Source organism: Deinococcus malanensis, from assembly GCF_014647655.1.
Taxonomy (GTDB): domain Bacteria; phylum Deinococcota; class Deinococci; order Deinococcales; family Deinococcaceae; genus Deinococcus; species Deinococcus malanensis.
In genome coordinates, this window is record NZ_BMPP01000003.1 from 23,926 (window position 1) to 41,266 (window position 17,341).

General features: G+C 65.9%; 15 protein-coding genes. 6 read left to right on the forward strand and 9 right to left on the reverse strand.

Annotation, left to right across the window (positions count from 1 at the left end):
• Window positions 1-51: 51 nt before the first annotated feature.
• Entirely contained in the window at window positions 52-1,005 is a 954-nt protein-coding gene (locus tag IEY49_RS04185) for a sugar-binding transcriptional regulator (protein WP_189004871.1), read from the reverse strand.
• A gap of 491 nt (window positions 1,006-1,496) precedes the next feature.
• Between IEY49_RS04185 and glpK the strand changes: the two genes are divergently transcribed.
• The 3 genes from glpK (at window position 1,497) to IEY49_RS04200 (ending at window position 5,896) form a co-directional block, all read left to right on the forward strand.
• The gene (gene glpK, locus IEY49_RS04190; RefSeq protein ID WP_189004873.1) at window positions 1,497-2,996 is read left to right on the forward strand and encodes a glycerol kinase GlpK; all 1,500 of its coding nucleotides are present in this window, start codon (window positions 1,497-1,499) and stop codon (window positions 2,994-2,996) included.
• A gap of 135 nt (window positions 2,997-3,131) precedes the next feature.
• On the forward strand, window positions 3,132-4,688 hold the full coding sequence (locus IEY49_RS04195) for a glycerol-3-phosphate dehydrogenase/oxidase (RefSeq protein WP_189004875.1): 1,557 nt from the start codon (window positions 3,132-3,134) through the stop codon (window positions 4,686-4,688).
• A gap of 149 nt (window positions 4,689-4,837) precedes the next feature.
• On the forward strand, window positions 4,838-5,896 hold the full coding sequence (locus tag IEY49_RS04200) for a glucose-1-phosphate thymidylyltransferase (protein ID WP_189004878.1): 1,059 nt from the start codon (window positions 4,838-4,840) through the stop codon (window positions 5,894-5,896).
• Window positions 5,897-5,937: 41 nt separating this feature from the next.
• Here IEY49_RS04200 and IEY49_RS04205 read toward each other — a convergent pair whose 3' ends face one another.
• The 3 genes from IEY49_RS04205 to paaK all read right to left on the reverse strand — a co-directional run bounded on the left by IEY49_RS04205 (window position 5,938) and on the right by paaK (window position 8,447).
• A complete protein-coding gene (locus IEY49_RS04205; RefSeq protein ID WP_189004880.1) occupies window positions 5,938-6,441 on the reverse strand; it encodes a hypothetical protein in 504 nt (167 codons plus the stop codon).
• Between the two features lie 51 nt (window positions 6,442-6,492).
• Window positions 6,493-7,104 (reverse strand): hypothetical protein, encoded by a 612-nt coding sequence (locus IEY49_RS04210; protein ID WP_189004882.1) that lies wholly within the window; start codon window positions 7,102-7,104, stop codon window positions 6,493-6,495.
• 62 nt (window positions 7,105-7,166) lie between these two features.
• On the reverse strand, window positions 7,167-8,447 hold the full coding sequence (gene paaK / locus IEY49_RS04215; protein WP_189004890.1) for a phenylacetate--CoA ligase PaaK: 1,281 nt from the start codon (window positions 8,445-8,447) through the stop codon (window positions 7,167-7,169).
• Window positions 8,448-8,642: 195 nt separating this feature from the next.
• Here paaK and IEY49_RS04220 point away from each other — a divergent pair, with 195 nt between their 5' ends.
• The 3 genes from IEY49_RS04220 to IEY49_RS04230 are packed head-to-tail and all read left to right on the forward strand — an operon-like array spanning window position 8,643 to window position 12,189.
• Complete coding sequence (locus IEY49_RS04220; protein ID WP_229780647.1) at window positions 8,643-9,692, forward strand: branched-chain amino acid ABC transporter permease; 1,050 nt, start codon at window positions 8,643-8,645, stop codon at window positions 9,690-9,692.
• Window positions 9,689-11,485 carry a branched-chain amino acid ABC transporter ATP-binding protein/permease gene (locus IEY49_RS04225; RefSeq protein WP_189004894.1) on the forward strand — a complete coding sequence of 599 codons (1,797 nt, stop codon included), beginning with the start codon at window positions 9,689-9,691 and terminating at the stop codon, window positions 11,483-11,485. The genes IEY49_RS04220 and IEY49_RS04225 overlap by 4 nt, the downstream gene beginning before the upstream one ends.
• Window positions 11,482-12,189: an ABC transporter ATP-binding protein gene (locus tag IEY49_RS04230; RefSeq protein WP_189004896.1), complete on the forward strand. Its 708-nt coding sequence runs from the start codon at window positions 11,482-11,484 to the stop codon at window positions 12,187-12,189. Before IEY49_RS04225 ends, IEY49_RS04230 begins: the two co-directional genes overlap by 4 nt.
• 74 nt (window positions 12,190-12,263) lie before the next feature.
• Here the strand turns inward: IEY49_RS04230 and IEY49_RS04235 are convergent, their stop codons facing one another.
• The 5 genes from IEY49_RS04235 to IEY49_RS04255 all read right to left on the reverse strand — a co-directional run bounded on the left by IEY49_RS04235 (window position 12,264) and on the right by IEY49_RS04255 (window position 17,275).
• Window positions 12,264-13,403: an ABC transporter substrate-binding protein gene (locus tag IEY49_RS04235; RefSeq protein ID WP_189004898.1), complete on the reverse strand. Its 1,140-nt coding sequence runs from the start codon at window positions 13,401-13,403 to the stop codon at window positions 12,264-12,266.
• Window positions 13,404-13,714: 311 nt separating this feature from the next.
• A complete protein-coding gene (locus IEY49_RS04240) occupies window positions 13,715-14,908 on the reverse strand; it encodes an MFS transporter (protein WP_189004900.1) in 1,194 nt (397 codons plus the stop codon).
• Window positions 14,908-15,447: a DUF6428 family protein gene (locus tag IEY49_RS04245; protein WP_189004901.1), complete on the reverse strand. Its 540-nt coding sequence runs from the start codon at window positions 15,445-15,447 to the stop codon at window positions 14,908-14,910. The genes IEY49_RS04240 and IEY49_RS04245 overlap by 1 nt, the downstream gene beginning before the upstream one ends.
• Window positions 15,448-15,658: 211 nt before the next feature.
• Window positions 15,659-16,012: an ArsR/SmtB family transcription factor gene (locus IEY49_RS04250; protein WP_189004903.1), complete on the reverse strand. Its 354-nt coding sequence runs from the start codon at window positions 16,010-16,012 to the stop codon at window positions 15,659-15,661.
• A 75-nt stretch (window positions 16,013-16,087) separates the two neighbouring features.
• Complete coding sequence (locus IEY49_RS04255) at window positions 16,088-17,275, reverse strand: PucR family transcriptional regulator (RefSeq protein ID WP_189004905.1); 1,188 nt, start codon at window positions 17,273-17,275, stop codon at window positions 16,088-16,090.
• Between the last annotated feature and the right edge of the window lie 66 nt (window positions 17,276-17,341).

The window sequence follows — 17,341 nt, forward strand, 5'->3', positions numbered from 1 at the left end:
CAGGCGGCGGTTCACCCTGGGCGTCCGCCCGGCCACGAGCCAGAGCAGGACTCAGGTGCGCAGAAGTTCTCGGGCGGTCGTCTCGTCCACGACCAGGGTGTTCATCAGACCGCCGTTGAGTGCTCCTCGCAGCGCCTCGACCTTGGCAAGGCCGCTCACAACGCACACAGCGTGAGTCACACGGGTCGTGAGGCTCAGGTCGGGCCCGCTGGCCCGCGCATTGATGGGAATGTCGGCAAAGCTTCCATCGCCGCGGTAGAAGACTGTGGCGATATCGCCAGCCACGCCCTGGTCATGCAGGCCCTGCTGATCCACCGGATCAAGGTACCCGCCCACATGAACGTAACTGGGAGCACGCGGGTCTGGCGTGCCCACCGAGTACAGCAGCACGTCGGCGCGCTCCTGCAGATCCACCACGTGCCGCACGCTGCGTTCGCGCCACATGGCCGCCTTGGTCGCCGGGTCGTCAAAGAAGGTGGGGACTGGGAACAGGTGCGCACGCGCACTGTAGTTCTGGGCAAAGCGCGTAATCGTATCGGTGACGAAGCCGCTCATGAAATCCCGGGCATGGGCGCTGCCATTGAGCTGAACAAATTCCAGCTCCGCCACGTGACGCGGCGTCAGGACGCGCGAAACCGCATCGACCGTGTTGCCCCAGGCCAGTCCGACCACCTGTCGGGGCCGCAGCAGGGTATCGAGCACACGCGCGCTGGCGACCGCCACACGCTCCAGCCACACCGCATCCATGCTCCCGGGCGGCACCCCCACGACATGTGCGGTCAACGACGGATAGCGCTCACGCAGTTGCGCTTCGAGGCTCTGTGGCTGTGCCTGGGGGTCATGGATGCGAATCTCGACCAGCCCGGTGCGCCGCGCCAGGGTCAGCAGCCGGCTGACCTTCGGCCGCGACAGCCCCAGTTCCCGGGCGATGGCGTCGGTCGTCAGGCCCTGGTGGTAGTACAGGCGGGCAATCTGCACTGCCAGGGCCCCGGAGTCGTCAGTCACCGCCTAAGCATAAACGCAGCTGCTGGTGAGCCGTTGCGGACACATGTTGTCCTCAGTTGAACACCTGTTCGAGTAGTGTTGACAGATGTTCAATGGTCAGTAATTATGGGCGCACTGACTATTTCGGACCTACAGGCTGTGCCTGCAAAGGTGCCACGTATTCGCAGCGTGGCTGGCCACGACTCGCTCAGACGGTTTCTAAGGGGGGGCGAGACATTCACGACGCACGCAATTCGACCCAGTCTTTTTGCCGACACGGAAGTTGTGACTTCCAGCTATCGTCTGATGGTCCCCACCGGTCCTGAACTTGCGGCGCAGGAGCTCCGCATTGTCATTTCAAAGCAGCGCCGCTTTATGCGCGTCTCGCGCGCTGATACCAGGACCTGGCGATCTCAGTTTCGCGCACCGTTCCCGGTCCAGTGTGGTCAAGGTGCCTGTCCGGCCAGTACCGTCGGATTTCAGTCCTGAGCTCCACCCACAGGAGGCTTTACATGAGTCGGTTCATCCTTGCGCTCGACCAGGGCACCACCAGCAGCCGCGCGATCGTATTCGATCAGGAAGGCAGCGTCTGCCGCGTGGCCCAGAAGGAATTCCGCCAGTTCTTCCCCCGGCCGGGCTGGGTCGAGCACGATCCGCAGGAGATCTGGAGCACACAGATCGGTGTGGCGCAGGAAGCCATCTCAGGCGCAGGTCTGAAAGCCAGCGACATCGCGGCCATTGGAATCACCAATCAGCGCGAGACGGTGGTGGTGTGGGACCGCGTCACCGGTCAGCCGGTTCACCCTGCCATCGTGTGGCAGGACCGCCGCACCGCGGCCTTCTGTGATCAGCTCAGGGAGCAGGGGCACGCTGAAAGTTTTCAGCACAAGACCGGCCTGCTGATCGACGCCTATTTCAGCGGCACCAAGCTGAAGTGGATTCTGGACCATGTCGAGGGTTCCCGCGAGCGGGCTGTGAGAGGCGAACTGGCCTTCGGCACGGTCGACTCGTGGCTGATCTACAACCTGACGGGGGGCGAACTGCATGTCACCGACTCCACCAATGCCTGCCGGACCCTGCTGTACGACATTCACACCGGCGAGTGGGACGACGAGCTGCTGCGGGTGCTGGATATCCCGCGCGAGGTGCTGCCACGGGTATGCAGCAGCAGTGAGGTGTACGGCGAGACCGCCGAGGGGCTGCTGGGGGCGCGCATCAGGATTGCGGGGATCGCCGGGGATCAGCAGGCGGCCACTTTTGGACAGGCCTGCCTGGAGCGCGGCATGGCCAAGAACACCTACGGAACCGGCTGCTTCATGCTGATGAACACTGACCAGGAAGCCGTGCCCAGCCGGAACCAGCTCCTGACCACGGTGGCTTGGCAGCTCGGTGGGGCGCGGACCTATGCTCTGGAAGGCAGCGTGTTCGTGGCAGGGGCAGTGGTGCAGTGGCTCAGAGACGGCCTGGGGATCATCCGCGACAGCAGTGAGGTCGAGGCCCTGGCCACCAGTGTCGACAGCAGCGAGGGCGTGTTTCTGGTGCCGGCCTTCGTGGGACTGGGGGCGCCCTACTGGGACAGCTACGCCCGGGGCACCATGGTCGGATTGACCCGGGGCACCACCAGCGCGCACATCGCGCGTGCGGCCCTGGAAAGCATCGCCTTTCAGTCAGCCGAACTGCTCGAAGCCATGGGGCAGGACAGCGGAGCACCCCTGAAGGAACTGCGCGTGGACGGTGGCGCCAGCCGCAACAACCTGATGATGCAGTTCCAGGCTGACCTCCTGGGTGTGCCGGTCGTGCGGCCCAGAGTAACCGAAACGACCGCCCTGGGGGCCGCCTACCTCGCCGGGCTGGCCGTGGGCTTCTGGCAGAGTACCGGGGAGATTACCCGCCTGTGGCAGGTAGACCGGATCTTCGAGCCCCAGATGGCCGAAGACGAGCGCACCCGTCGCCTGACCCAGTGGCGCAGGGCCGTGCAGCGCAGCCGAGAGTGGGAGCAGCCGGAAGGCTAAGGTTCCTGCGGCCCAGGCTGATCTCCAGCAGTGAGCCAGCCTATCCATCTCTCTTTTCATTTGAACATATGTTCTACTATGATGAACATGTGTTCCATGGCGTTCGCCTTCGTTCTCTAACCCAAAGGACCCGACGTGACCCAGCCCACTGACCCCCGAACCCAGCAGCTTCAAGACGCTACCCAGCCCCAGACCTGGGATCTGCTGGTCATCGGCGGCGGAGCGTCTGGCCTCGGCACCGCGCTGGAAGCGGCCTCCCGCGGTTACCGCACCCTGCTGCTCGAAGCCCAGGACTATGCCAAGGGCACCAGCAGCCGAAGCACCAAACTGGTGCATGGCGGCGTCCGTTATCTGGCCCAGGGAAACATCTCGCTGGTTCGCGAGGCCCTGCACGAGCGGGGGCTGATGCGCCGCAACGCGCCGCACCTAGTCCGGGATCAGGCTTTTGTGGTGGCCGCCTACACGTGGTGGTCGGCCCCGTTTTACGGAGCCGGACTGAAGCTGTATGACTTGCTGGCCGGCAAACTCGGCCTCGGCCGCAGCCGCTATGTCACTGCCAGTGAGGCGCTTCGCCGTATTCCCACGCTGCGCCGCCCCGCGCTGAAGGGCGGCATCCTGTATTTCGATGGTCAGTTCGACGACGCCCGCATGGCCATCTCTCTGCTGCGGACGTTCCAGAATTTTGGTGGCGTTGCCCTGAACCATGCACCAGTGACGGGCCTGCTCCACGAGAACGGCAGGATTGCCGGCGCCGACTTCCGTGACAGCGAAACCGGTCAGACCCATTCCGTCCGGGCGCGCGCTGTTGTGAACGCCACCGGCGTCTTTGTCGATGAGGTCCGCCGCATGGAGGACCCTCACATTCAACCAATGCTCTCGCCCAGCCAGGGGGTTCATGTAGTGGTTGGCCGGCGCTTCCTTCCTGGCGACAGCGCCATCATGGTCCCGCGCACCGACGACGGGCGGGTGCTGTTCGCCGTTCCCTGGCACGGTCGGGTGGTGATCGGCACCACCGACACGCCGGTCCCTGAGACCAGTGCCGAACCCCGCGCCCTGGCGGAGGAAGTGGACTTCATCCTGCGCACGGCCGCGCAGTACATGGACCCTGCTCCGACCCAGGCCGACGTTCTGAGCGTGTTTGCCGGCCTGCGCCCCCTGGTCCGGGCCGCCGAAGGCACCGACACCAAGGCCCTGTCGCGCGACCACGTGATCCGCATCAGCGGCGGCGGGCTGGTTACCCTGACCGGCGGCAAGTGGACCACCTACCGCCGGATGGGTGAGGACACCGTGGACCGCGCGGCCGAGCTTGCCGGGCTGACCCGGCGCCTGAGCCTGTCCCAGATCCTGAAACTTCACGGAGCGACCACTGAGACTCCCGGCGACCACTGGAAGGTCTACGGGACGGACGTGCCCCGGGTCCGTGCGCTACCGGGCGTTGACGTGCCGCTGCATCCTGACCTGGACTACACGGAGGCGGAAGTCCGCTGGGCCGCCCGGCATGAGCAGGCCCGCACCGTGGAGGATGTGCTGGCCCGACGTCTGCGCGCGCTGCTGCTCGACGCGCGCGCGAGTATCCAGACCGCGCCGCGTGTGGCGGCCCTGCTGGCAGAGGAACTGGGCCGAGACGAAGCGTGGCAGGAGTGCCAGGTCCGTGCCTACTCCCGACTGGCGCAGGGCTACCTTCTGCCCTGAGGCCAGGGGGGTCAGCGTTTCTCCGGCCACCGGCTGGGCCGGCAGCCTGAACAACAGTTTCTCCAGGCAGAATTTCCGAGCAACTCTCAGGTCTACATAAATATCTCCCTGCCGTTTCAAACGTGACACGCGCACTAAACTGCCGGGCAATGAAAGCCATTATTCCTGCCGCGGGTCTGGGAACCCGGCTTCGACCCCTGACATTCACGCGTCCCAAACCTGTTCTGCCTGTGGCCGGCCAACCTATCATCCGCCTGGCCATCAACACGCTGGTCGAGGCAGGAATCCGCGACATCGGAGTGGTTGTCTCTGACATCACCCGTGAAGAAATTCAGAGCTGCCTTGGCCAGATCGAGGGCGTCCAGGTCACCCTGATCAACCAGCATGAACAGCTTGGCCTCGGTCATGCGGTTCTGACCGCCCGCAGCTGGGTGGGGCAGGACGACTTCTGCGTGTACCTGGGCGACAATCTGTTCGAGCACGGGGCCGCGCCGTTCGTGCAGCAATTCCAGCAGGAGCGGCCAGAGGCGCTGATCGCGCTGGTTGAGGTCGACAATCCTACGGCATTCGGTGTGGCGGAACTGGATGGCGAGCAGATTACCCGGCTGGTGGAGAAGCCGAAAAACCCGCCGAGCAACCTCGCTGTGGCCGGACTGTACTGCTTTACCCCCGCCATTTTTGAGGTGCTCGACGGCATGCCCCCGTCCGCGCGCGGCGAGTACGAAATCACTGACGGTATCCAGGGCCTGATCGAGCGCGGCGCCAGGGTCTTGGGGCGGCGGGTCGAGGGCTGGTGGAAGGACACCGGGCGGCCCGACGACCTGCTGGATGCCAACCGGCTGCTGCTCGAAAAGATCGAGGCCGACGTACAGGGCGCCGTCGAGGACTCGCAGATCACTGGCCGCGTGGTGATACCGGCCTCGGCCACCGTGCTGCGCAGCAAGATTGTCGGACCAGTGCTGCTGGGTGAGAACGTGTGGGTAGAGGACGCCTACATTGGTCCCTTTACCAGCGTGGGCGCCGACAGCGTGGTGCGTCAGGCCGAAATCGAGTACAGCTCGGTAGACACCGGAGCCCTGATCGAGAAGGTGGATATCCGGCTTCAGGACTGTCTGATCGGCGTGAAGGCCCAGGTGTGCGGCGGACAGCGCCGGCCCAGGGCCCTGAAGCTGACCATCAGCGACGCCAGCGTGATTGAACTGGCCTGAGGGGGGGCTGTGGCCAGTTGGTGGCCCGCTCACGCCGCGTGTTACTGAACCGGCTCGATGTCCGAGAGCGACGTGGAGTTCGCCGTGATGCGCTGCTGCTGGAGCCGGCTCAGCTCCTGGGCGTCCACGGCGTTCTGGGCCATGATGATGGTCTGACACAGCAGCATCAGTGAAGCGGCCACACTGCCGGGCAGGGTCCGGGCTCCATGGTCACGGACGATGGTGCCGGCGTGGCCGTCGGTCAGGATCATCACGTCTGGCCCGACCAGCAATCCGGCCGGGTCCGGCGCTGGCCAGACGCGTGCCCGGCAGGCCATCAGTTCAGAACGCCATTCGGCTGGACTGGGCGGCGGCGCCGCGTGACTTGGTGTGGGCGCCAGACTGTTCTGGACCTCCTGGATCAGCTGCTGAACCTGGGCACCCTGCTCTGGGCCCAGTTGGGTCAGGCGCTGAATCAGGCGGTCACGGTCACCGACTCCCTCCTGCCATTCGATCAGCAGGTCCAGCAGGGAGGGGCCCGTTCCTGACGGGAAGGCATCGCTCATGCGGCTACTGTACGCCCCTGGCATGAACATTGTCCGGGGGCTAAAGAATTCTTAGCCGACCACACGTCTGGGTTCATCCCAGACCGCTGCCATGCGGGTTGCCCCGACTGGAAGCGCACTGACCGGCATCACCGGCAACTGGCTGCCCACCCGGACCAGGGCGTCACATTCACGGGTCCAGCGGGCCTGGGCGTCGGAAACGCGGGCGCGCAGGCGGGGCCGGGTCAGCACCCCCAGGGCACCCTGGGCGCCCTGGAGGGCGCTGAAGGCCGCGACCACGTCATCGGCCGCCTCCGCCAGGGTCCAGGTAGCGCGGCGCAGATCGGCCACCGCCGAGGGGCGGATCTCGAACAGCTGACCGGTATGGGCGTAGCCGGCGATGTCCAGTGGCTCGGTACCGAGTTCGCGCTGCATCAGGGACTTGAGGTGCAACACATGGCGCACGTCGGATGATGTGGAGATGGCACTGCCTGCCGACCGCACCGAGGTGCCGATCAGGGCGACCACCCTCGGGGTCAGGCCGCCGACCACCATGATGCGCAGCCGGGGCAGGCGCAGCTGCCAGCTTTCCAGCACCGTCAGGGCCTGTCCGGCCCGGTAGACCGGATCGCTCTCGGCACCAAGCACATCGGCCAGGGTCTGCCCGGCGGCTCCAACTCTCATGAGATAGTCATACCGTCCGGGCAGAACATGAGTCTATATAAAACGTCTCATTAAAGCCAGGCTCAGCGTGCCATGCGCAGGTCAGTCACTCGCCGGAGTTTGCCACCCTCGCTGCGGGGCAGGCTGCCTGGCGCGCACAACTCGCAGGAGATGCTGACTCCCACCTGTACCTTGACCAGCCGCACGATCTCCTGGCGCAGGGCCGGCGCATCGTCGCTGGCCTCGACCTGAAGGTGCAGTTCGTCCATCAGGCCGCTGCGCGACACGGTGACGTGATAGTGCGGGCTCGTCTGGCCCAGGCTGGCCAGCACCGCTTCAAGCTGGGTCGGATACACGTTGACCCCGCGCAGGATGATCAGGTCATCGCTGCGGCCCCGGATCAGGTCCATCCGGCGCATGGTGCGCCCGGTGGTTCCCTGGTCTGGAATCAAGCGGGTGATATCCCCGGTCCAGTAGCGCAGGATCGGCATTGCGCTGCGGGACATGCTGCTCAGGACCAGCACTCCCCATTCGCCGTCGGGCAAAGCGGCCCCCGTCTGGGGGTCCACGATCTCGGGATAGAAGTGGTCTTCCCAGACGTAGCTGCCTTGCTGCTCGTCGGCGTCCTCGTTGCTAACCCCAGGCCCGATGATCTCGGAGAGACCATAGATGTTGGTGGCCCGGACTCCCAGACGTGCCTGGACCTCCTGGCGGGTCTTTTCGGCCCATGGTTCGGCACCCAGAACGGCGTAGCGCAGGCTGATGTCATCCGGGCCCAGACCCTGGCGGGCCAGGGCGTCGGCCAGCACCAGGGCGTAGCTGGGTGTGCAGGCAATGACCTCAGGCTGCAGGTCCAGAATCAGGCCGACCTGCCGCTCGGTGCCACCGCCCGACACCGGCACGGTGCACAGGCCCAGGCGCCGGGCACCTCCATGGGTTCCGAGCCCGCCCGTAAACAGCCCGTAGCCGTAGGCGTTGTGAAACACCATACCGGGGCGCGCGCCGGCGGCGTACAGGCTGCGCGCCACCACTTCCTCGAAGACATTCACGTCGTGCTCGTCGTAGGCGACCACGGTGGGCTTGCCACTGGTCCCGCTGCTGGCATGGATCCGGCGCAGCTCAGTCCGGGGCACCGCACTCAGGCCCAGCGGATAATTGTCGCGCAGGTCAGCCTTGCGGGTGAACGGAAAACGCTGCAGGTCATCCAGCGTGCGCAGGTCAGCAGGCGTGACGCCCGCCTCGGTAAATTTCGTGCGGTACGCCGGGACGTTCTCATACTGGCGAGCCAGCATGGTCTGCAGCTGCTGCAGCTGCAGGGCACGCAGTTCGGGAACAGGCATGGCTTCGCGGTCGGGTTGGAACATGAGTAACCTCCATCACAACAGAACACCGGCGCTGACGGCCGGCAGACACGGGAGTAGTGGTGCCAGTCTAGCCTCCAGCCTGCGCGCGGCCAGAACGCTGCCGCTGCGGCTTGCCGGGGTCCGGCGGCTCCGATATGGTGCGGGCAATGAACAACCAAGAGTGGGATGGGGGCCAGCAGGCGGCCGGGCGGGTATCTGAAAATGTTTGATCCGGCAATATTTCCAGTCCTGGCGGCCGATGGCCTGACCAATGGCGCCGTGTACGCGCTGCTGGCCCTGGCGCTGGTGCTGGTCTTTGCGGTGACCCGGATCATTTTCATCCCCCAGGGCGAGTTCGTGGTGTTCGGCACCCTGACCCTGGCCGCGTTGCAGCTCGGCAAAACTCCCGGCACGCTGTGGCTGCTGCTGGGGGCACTGGCGGTCGCGGCCGTCATGGAAGCGGCCTCGCTGGCCCGGCGGGGACAGGCCGGGCGGGGAGGCCTGATCCTGGGCAGCGCTGCAGCGCTCGGCCTGGGCGTGTGGGCACTGACCGGCTGGCTCGCACCTCTGAAACCACCCCTGTGGTCGCAGGTGCTGCTGACGCTGGCTCTGGTCGCTCCGCTGGGGCCGCTGCTGTACCGCACGGTGTACCAGCCGCTGCAGAACGCGACGGTGCTGGTGCTGCTGATTGCCTCGGTGGCGCTGCATCTGCTGATGACCGGGCTCGCCCTGCTGTTTTTCGGTCCCGAGGGCTCCCGCACGCCCGCATTCGTGGAGGGCAACCTGAGCCTGGGGCAGGTGACTCTGAGCCGCCAGAGCCTGCTGGTCATCTTTGTCTCGGCCCTGCTGATGCTGAGCCTGGCACAATTCTTCAATCACACCATGGCCGGCAAGGCGCTGCGGGCCACTGCCGTCAACCGGCTGGGCGCCCGGCTGGTGGGCATCAGCCCCTCGGCGGCCGGCATGCTGACGTTCACTCTGGCGGCCCTGATCGGGGCGCTCGGCGGAATGCTGATCGGGCCATCGGTGGCCATGACGTATGACAGCGGCTTCCTGATTGGGCTCAAGGGCTTTATCGGGGCGATCATCGGCGGTCTGGTCAGTTACCCGCTGGCCGCGGCCGGCGCCATTCTGGTGGGCCTGATCGAGAGCTTCGCGTCGTTCAGTCTGTCGGCCTGGAAGGAAGTCATCGTGTTCACCCTGATCCTGCCGGTGCTGCTATGGCGAAGTGTAACGACCCGCCATATTCCCGAGGACGAGGAATGAACGCCGCACGCCCCCCGCTGTCGCGCCGGACCCTGCTTGCTGGAGCGGCGGTGCTGGTTGCCGCGCTGCTTCCCCTGCTGCTGCCCACGTTTCAGGTCACGCTGCTGACCAACATCCTGATTTTTGCCATCGTGGTCACGGGCTTGGTCCTGCTGACCGGTATCGTCGGCCTGACCAGCTTCGGGCATGCGGCGTTTATGGGTGTGGGTGCCTACACCACGGCCATCGTCAGCACCCGGCTGGGCTGGAGCCCCTGGCTGGGCCTGCTGGCCGGCTTCGTGACCACCGGCAGTGTCGCGGCGTTCCTGGGCCTGATCACCCTGCGTATGCAGGGGCACTATCTGCCGCTGGCCACCATCGCCTGGGGCATCAGTCTGTTCTATGTCTTCGGCAACACCCCGGCCCTGGGCGGCAATACCGGCCTGACCGATATTCCGGCGCTGCGGCTGTTCGGCCTTTCCCTCACCAGTCCACGGGCCTTCGCCTACCTCGCGCTGCTTAGCCTGGGGCTGACGGCGCTGGCGGCCCAGTTCCTGCTGTCGTCGCGCACCGGGCGCGCCATGCGGGCGCTGCGCGGTGGGCCCCTGGTGGCCGAGGCCTTCGGCGTCAACACCTTCGGCCTGCGGGTCCAGGTCTTCGTGCTCTCGGCGCTGATGGCTTCACTTTCCGGCTGGCTCTATGCCCACAACCAGCGCTTCTTAAATCCCACCCCCTTCAGCCTCTCGGCCGGCATCGAGTATCTGTTCATGGCTGTGGTGGGCGGCTCGCAGTACGTCTGGGGCGGCGTGATGGGCTCGGCGCTGATCACCCAGCTGCGCGAACAGCTGCGCGACGTTCTGCCCGGACTGCTGGGCCAGCAGGGTAGTTTCGAGACAGTGGTCTTTGGGCTGCTGATCATTCTGGTGCTGCAGTTCGCACGCCGGGGACTGTGGCCGCTGGTCGAGCGCGTGCTCCCGCAGGAACCCATGCGGCTGCTGCCGGCTGGCCCCGCCCTGGCCGGGCGTATCCCCCCGGAACCGGGTACCCCGCTGCTGCGTGTGGAACATGCCGTCAAGCAGTTCGGCGGCCTCAAGGCGGTCAACGACGTGTCGTTCGAACTGCGGACCGGGGAAATCCTGGGACTGATCGGGCCCAACGGCGCGGGCAAAAGCACGGTCTTCAACCTGCTGACAGGCGTCAATCCGGCGACCAGTGGCCGCGTGAGCTTCCTGGAGCAGGACATCACGCGGCGCAGTGCCGGACAGATTCACCGCCTGGGTATCAGCCGGACCTTTCAGCACGTGCACCTGCTGCCGGAACTGACCCTGCTGGAAAACACCATGATGGGCGGCTACGCGCGCGCCCGGGCCGGCGTGCTGCGCAGCATGCTTCACCTGGAACGGGACGAGGAGGCGGCGCTGCAGCACGAGGCTCTGAAACAGCTTCAGCGGGTCGGTCTGGGTGAGCAGGCCTTCGAACTGGCCGGCAACCTGCCACTGGGACAGCAGCGCGTGCTGGAGGTCGCCCGCGCCCTGGTGGCGGACCCGGTGCTGCTGCTGCTCGACGAGCCGGCAGCCGGGCTGCGCTACGGAGAGAAGGCGGCCCTGGTGGAACTGCTGCGCCGCCTGCGTGACGAGGGCGTGACCATCCTGATCGTGGAACACGACATGGACCTGGTGATGAGCCTGGTCGACCGCCTGGTGGTCATGAATTACGGCGAGAAGCTGGCCGAGGGAGATCCCGCCGAGGTGCGCGGAAACGCGGCGGTACGCGAGGCCTACCTGGGCGTGGACCTGACGGAGGACGTGGCATGAGTGTTCTGCTGGACGTGCAGCATCTGCATACCCGTTATGGCCGGGTCGAGGCCCTGAGCGACGTGAGCGTGCGGGTACCGCAGGGACACATCGTGAGTGTGATCGGTGCCAACGGGGCAGGCAAAACCACCCTGATGAACTCGGTCATGGGCGTCCTGCCGTCCCAGGGAGAACTCCTGTATGCCGGAGAATCCTTGCGTGGCGTCCCACTGGAGGGCCGGGTGGCGCGCGGCATCAGCCTGGTGCCCGAGCGCCGTGAGCTGTTTGCCAGCATGAGCGTGGCCGACAATCTGACCCTGGGCGCCTACGCCCGTCGCCGCACGCCCTGGCAGGCTGACCTGGACGAAGTGTATGCCCGCTTCCCCCGCCTCCTGGAGCGCCGCAGCCAGCTGGCAGGCACCCTTTCGGGCGGCGAGCAGCAGATGCTGGCCATCGGCCGGGCCCTGATGGGCAGACCGAAGCTGCTGCTGCTGGACGAACCCTCGCTTGGGCTGGCCCCGCTGATCGTGCGCGACATCCTGCGCATCGTGCGTGGCCTGCGCGACAGCGGCGTGACGGTGCTGCTGGTCGAGCAGAACGCCCGCGCCAGTCTGGCCATCAGCGACGAGGCCTACGTGCTCGAAACCGGGCAGGTCAAGATGAATGGCCCCGCACAGGAACTGGCCCGGCATCCCGAGCTGAGCGCCAGTTACCTCGGCGGCTGAACGCCCCGTGTCCCGCAGCAATCGGGGCCACAAAAAAAGGAGGGGCGAGTCGCCCCTCCTGTTGTGCCGCACCGTTACTTCAGCAGTTTCCAGGTCCCATTCACGACCTGCACCATCACGCGGCTGCGGGCATCGAGACCCAGGTGATCGGTGGCACTCAGGTTAAAGATGCCGTGTGCCCCGATCACATTGCGGCTGCTTTCGAGGGCGGTCCGCAGCGCCTCACGGAAGGCGGCGGTGCCGGGCTTGGCCTTCTTGAGGGCCACAGGAAGTGCTTTCTGCATCAGCAGCCCGGCATCCCACATATGCGCCCCGAAGGTGCTGACGCTGTCCTTGCCGTACTTGGCTTCGTACAGGTTCATGTAGGCCAGTCCGACCCGGCGGGTGGGGTTGGTACTGGGCAGCTGATCGGCCACCAGGACCGGGCCGGCCGGCAGGATGGCGCCCTCGACATCCTTGCCCCCGACACGCAGGAAGTCGGCGTTGGCCACCCCGTGGGTCTGGTAGATCTTGCCGGTATAGCCGCGGTCATTCAGGGTCTTCTGAGGCAGCACGGCCGGTACCCCGGACGCCCCGATCAGAATCGCGTCGGGCCGGGCCGCCGAGAGCTTGAGAATCTGGCCGGTGACGCTGGTGTCGCTGCGGCCATAGCGTTCCTCGGCAATCACCTTGATGCCGCGCGCCGCCGCATTGCGTTTGAGTTCGGTGGCCCAGCCTTCTCCGTAGGCGTCGTTGAAGCCGATGTAGCCCACGGTCCGGATTTTGTTCTGCACCATGTGCTGCACGATCGCGGCGGCCATCAGGGCGTCGGTCTGGGGCGTCTTGAACACCCAGCTGCGCTTGGCGTCGACGGGCTTGATGATGCTCTCGGAGGCGGCCAGGCTGATCATCGGCACCTTGGCTTCAGAAACAACGTCGATCATCGCCAGCGAGGCGGGTGTGGTCGTCGTTCCGATAATCAGGTCTACCTTGCCGTCCTGAATCAGCTTGCGGGCATTGGTGACGGCCGCGGTTGTGTCAGAAGCGTCGTCCAGAATGGTGTAGACGATCTTCTGCCCGGCGATGGTCTGCGGCAGCAGCGCGACCGTGTTCTTTTCGGGAATCCCCAGGCTGGCAGCGGGGCCGGTAGAGGAAACGATGACGCCGACGCGGACCTCGGCCAGGGCGAGTGACGTGGTGGCGAGCAGGGCGGTCAGGAGCAACCGGGTTTTCATAGAGGGCCTCCGTGCAAAAGCAGTGCGTTGTGGTTAATGGGATGCTAGCAGAGTGCGCCGCCCTCCTTCAGAAGCTGCTTCACGGTCGGTCCGGAAAGCAGGAGGTTAACTCGGCAGGGGGTCCCGGCGTAAAGCCTGCGTCTGGTCCTGAGCCAGGCATACGGAAGCGCAGTACGCCAGGCAGCAGGTGAACGTGGTCCACACAGAAGGGCAAACGCGACATGACCACAGGACCGCAATGCCGGACAACACAGGCGATTTCCAGAGAGGACGCCGCGTCCGGTATGTACGCCCCTTCTGTGAACCCGCAGCTACCGGTGCCGGGGAAAGTCTCCAGAGGCTGGTCTACCCAGGCTGTTCATTGGCCCTGCGGAGGCCAGCAGCAGTACTGCTGCCATGCCCAGGGCAACCATCAGATTCAACGACGCCGTATACGCGGCGGTCACCGTGAACAGGAGGCCCACCCCCAGAGGCGTCAGGGCCTGCGCCCCGTTCACAGACCGGGCCATCCTGCCGTTGACGGACCCAAAGACCTGAGGGCCGTAAAAACTCAGCAGGACTTCAGTGCGGGCCAGCGTCAGCGCGCCACTCGCCATGCCGAACAGTGCAGCGGCAAGCACCGCCACCAGCTTGAATTCAGCCAGGTGAAACAGGAACGTTGCGAAGGACAACTGGGCGATCAGAGCACCGGTCAGCGGCAGCGCACTCCACCTGGCCATCAGAGGCATGAACAGCATCCGGCCGGGGAGGGCAGCCAGACCCATCAGCGCGGCCAGTCCGGCCGCCTCAAGTGGAAGGTATCCTGACCCGAGCAGCAGCGGCACCAGTTGCAAGCCGACCCCGACAGTCACGATCCGCGCCAGGGTGAAGGCCATGGTGAGCCAGGGAAGCCGCCAGTCCGGCACAAAAGGGGAACTGACCGAGGACGCCCTGAACGAGTCAGGCAGGACCTTCCAGACCAGTGCCCCGATGATCAGCAGCAGTGCCGACAAGCCCAGCAGGGTCGCCTGCCGGCCGAAGCTCTGGAGCAGAACCGTGGTCAGCGGCACGAAGACCGTGCTGGCCAGCCCTGCCACGAGGGTGATGGTCAGGCTGGCGCGGCGCCGTGCGGGCCCGCTGAGCTGGTGCGCCAGGACGGCAAAGACGGCCTCGTAGAAGGTCAGGCTCATCGCTAGGCCTGCCAGTAGCCACCCGGCCACAAACATCACGTACCCGGAGGAGACCGCCAGGACCATAAAGGCCGCCGCGCCCAGCACGGCCCCTGCAGTCAGCAGAACCCGCCCGCCATGTCGATCAAGGGTGCGTCCGACCCCGGGAGCCAGGACAGCCGTCACCACCAGCGCGAGGGTAAAGGCCAACCCTGTGTGGGTCCGGCTCCAGCCGAAAGCCTGTTCGGTCGCGACCGCCAGAAGGGGCTGGGCATAGTAGAGGGCGCCGTAACTGACCGTGCTGAGCAAAGCCAGCGTCCACACCAGTGCTGGTGTGGACGCTGATGGTCGGAGCATCAGCCGAGAGAGATGGGCGCCTGGGGAGTGCAGCAGCCGCTTTCGGGCGTACAGTCTGCTGCGGTGTCGGCCGCGGGCAGGCCACAGGCGTCGCCGGCCTTGCACTGCACCCCTGGCGTGCGCAGGTGCACGATCATGCGGTCGGGCCGCGTTTCAAGGTGAGTGACGTGGTACTGCATGGCAGGATTGACGCTGTTGCCGTACTCGAAGCGCACTTCAGCTTCCTCGCGGACGGGAATATGCCTGACCACGCGGTCATAGATGGCCAGGAACTTGCGGTTGGTCATGAACCCCGCCCGCGCTTCCTCGGCACTGCCATCCATCAGCTGGATGACCGTTTCACGCCAGGTGCTGGCCTTCCCGCCGCAGTCCATTGCCTCGATGGTCACCGCCTTGACCTCGGTCACGTGGTAGCCGGCTGGCACAAGGACTTCGCCGTGCAGATGGAATTCCAGGGGTCGTTGGGGAAGGGTACGGAGCTGGCCGATCAGCGCGGCGGTGGTGGTCTGGTCGGTCAGGCCGGGAATTGTCTGGGTCATAGCAGAGCTCCTTTAGCAGGTCGGGCAGGGTACCGAAGAAGAGGGAAGGGCCGGGAGTCGAAACAGGCGGCGCAGGTTCCAGCGCACGGGACCGCAGGCCTGCCGGGCAAGAGCCTCTTTCTGCGCTTCCTGGCGAAGCTGGTGGAGCCGGGCGAGGGAAGTTTCCATGAGCCAGAGGGTGTTCATACGGACTCCTTTTGAAGCGTGCGGCCTACGAGGCCTGGGCCGGAGGACGGGCGCTGGCCGTGCAGCTGGGAGCCTGCGCCGCCTGGTTGGCCAGCCCGTCCAGGAGGGACCGGACGGTTCCGAGGCCCTGCAGGCTGAGGGTGTAATGGGTCCAGCGGCCCCGCTTCTCGGCAGTGACCAGCCCGGCATCAACAAGCAGCCGCATGTGGTGGCTCACAGTGGGCTGCGCGAGTCCCAGATGGTCGACCAGATCGCATGCGCAGACACTCTCGCCGTTCTGGCAGCAGCCTGGGGTCGCAGTGGCCAGAAAATGAAGGGCCTTGAGGCGATGAGGATCAGCCAGCGCCTTGAACACCTCTGCATTCGTATCGAAATCCATGGATGTATTTTGATCGACATATTGCTATTTGTCAATATGTCGGATCAGGTCGCAGACTTTCCGGTCCTTCAATTCTCATGTTCCCGCTTCAAAAGCCAGATACAGACGGGCCAGCAGGTGCGGATCGCTGAGCCGGCCGCCCAGCACCTCTTCGGCCCGGCGCAGCCGGTAGCGCAGGGTGTTGACATGAATGTGCAGTTGAACAGCCAGCTCGCCCAGGGAGCCCGTGTGGTTCAGGTAGGCCCGCAGGGTAACTTCGGTGCGCCCGTTGTCGTCGAGACTCGCCAGCCGCGCCTGCACCTGCGCCTGCAAGGTCGCCAGGGCTCCACTGGTGACCAGCGTATGCAGCGGATCAAGTTCCTGGAACAGGGTGCAGCCCCGTGCCTCGCGGGTGCCGGTCAGGGCCTGGGTGGCCTCGTCGAAGGCCGACTGGACCTGACTCGCAGGGTGCCGCGCGCTCACACCCACCCGGACGTCCTGCGCCGTGGAGGCCAGCAGCGCGGCGTGAAGCTCCACTGCTTCACGAGTCAGATCGCGGGTGGGCCACAGCCAGACGGCCCGCTGTCCACGCACCGTGGAGTAGGCGGTTACCCCCCGCTCCATGAAATATCCCTCTCCCGCGCTGGCCAGCACGTCAAGCACATGCTCCTGTGCCGCGCGGGCCGTCCGCGTGGCAGCCGCCTCATGCGAAAAGCGTGCCACCGCCAGCGCAAACGGGCCACTGCCCAGTCCAGGAGCATCGTCCAGGCCTGAGAGCAGCGCGTCCAGGGAGCGCTCGCCCACCCGGCGGCGCGCGGCCCCGGCCGCCGCCGACTGCAGGCGGGCCAGCAGGGCGTACTCGGCAGCCACTGGCATCAGTGGTACCCACGGAGCAGAGACGGCCATCGTCAGTGTCCCCACATGCCGGGTCTTGTGAATGAGTTTCCAGGCCTGTCCCGGGCGGGGCTCACCAGATGAGGCCACCAGATCCCCCCAGCTGGCATGAATGGCGGCGAAGCCCCCGGTCAGCCGGCCCAGCAGGCGTGTGAGTTCACGCTCCGGCTGGGGATGAGCCACTGCCTCCCGCAACGCGGCAAACACACCGGCAATCCCCGGCAAGGCCACCATCTGCTGCGCCAGGAAAGTCAGTGCAGCGGTTCGGACCACCTCGGCCGGCTGACCGGGCAACAGCGCACAGGCCTCCTCCAGCGTGGTCCAGGCGCGGCCTCCTTCATCTGCCACTGGCAGCCCCAGGACAGCACACAAGTCGGAAAGCTGCGGCATCTGTCCAATTCTACAAAGAGGGACATCGGCATTCACAAAACGTCCAAGAGGGCGGCCCGAGCCGTG

Excerpts from the sequence above, each read along its gene's own strand:
- glpK (WP_189004873.1), top strand. The coding sequence starts at position 1,497 with ATGAGTCGGTTCATCCTTGCGCTCGACCAGGGCACCACCAGCAGCCGC.
- IEY49_RS04200 (WP_189004878.1), top strand. The coding sequence starts at position 4,838 with ATGAAAGCCATTATTCCTGCCGCGGGTCTGGGAACCCGGCTTCGACCC.
- IEY49_RS04205 (WP_189004880.1), bottom strand. The coding sequence starts at position 6,441 with ATGAGCGATGCCTTCCCGTCAGGAACGGGCCCCTCCCTGCTGGACCTG.
- IEY49_RS04210 (WP_189004882.1), bottom strand. The coding sequence starts at position 7,104 with ATGAGAGTTGGAGCCGCCGGGCAGACCCTGGCCGATGTGCTTGGTGCC.
- paaK (WP_189004890.1), bottom strand. The coding sequence starts at position 8,447 with ATGTTCCAACCCGACCGCGAAGCCATGCCTGTTCCCGAACTGCGTGCC.
- IEY49_RS04225 (WP_189004894.1), top strand. The coding sequence starts at position 9,689 with ATGAACGCCGCACGCCCCCCGCTGTCGCGCCGGACCCTGCTTGCTGGA.
- IEY49_RS04230 (WP_189004896.1), top strand. The coding sequence starts at position 11,482 with ATGAGTGTTCTGCTGGACGTGCAGCATCTGCATACCCGTTATGGCCGG.
- IEY49_RS04235 (WP_189004898.1), bottom strand. The coding sequence starts at position 13,403 with ATGAAAACCCGGTTGCTCCTGACCGCCCTGCTCGCCACCACGTCACTC.
- IEY49_RS04240 (WP_189004900.1), bottom strand. The coding sequence starts at position 14,908 with ATGCTCCGACCATCAGCGTCCACACCAGCACTGGTGTGGACGCTGGCT.
- IEY49_RS04245 (WP_189004901.1), bottom strand. The coding sequence starts at position 15,447 with ATGACCCAGACAATTCCCGGCCTGACCGACCAGACCACCACCGCCGCG.
- IEY49_RS04250 (WP_189004903.1), bottom strand. The coding sequence starts at position 16,012 with ATGGATTTCGATACGAATGCAGAGGTGTTCAAGGCGCTGGCTGATCCT.
- IEY49_RS04255 (WP_189004905.1), bottom strand. The coding sequence starts at position 17,275 with ATGCCGCAGCTTTCCGACTTGTGTGCTGTCCTGGGGCTGCCAGTGGCA.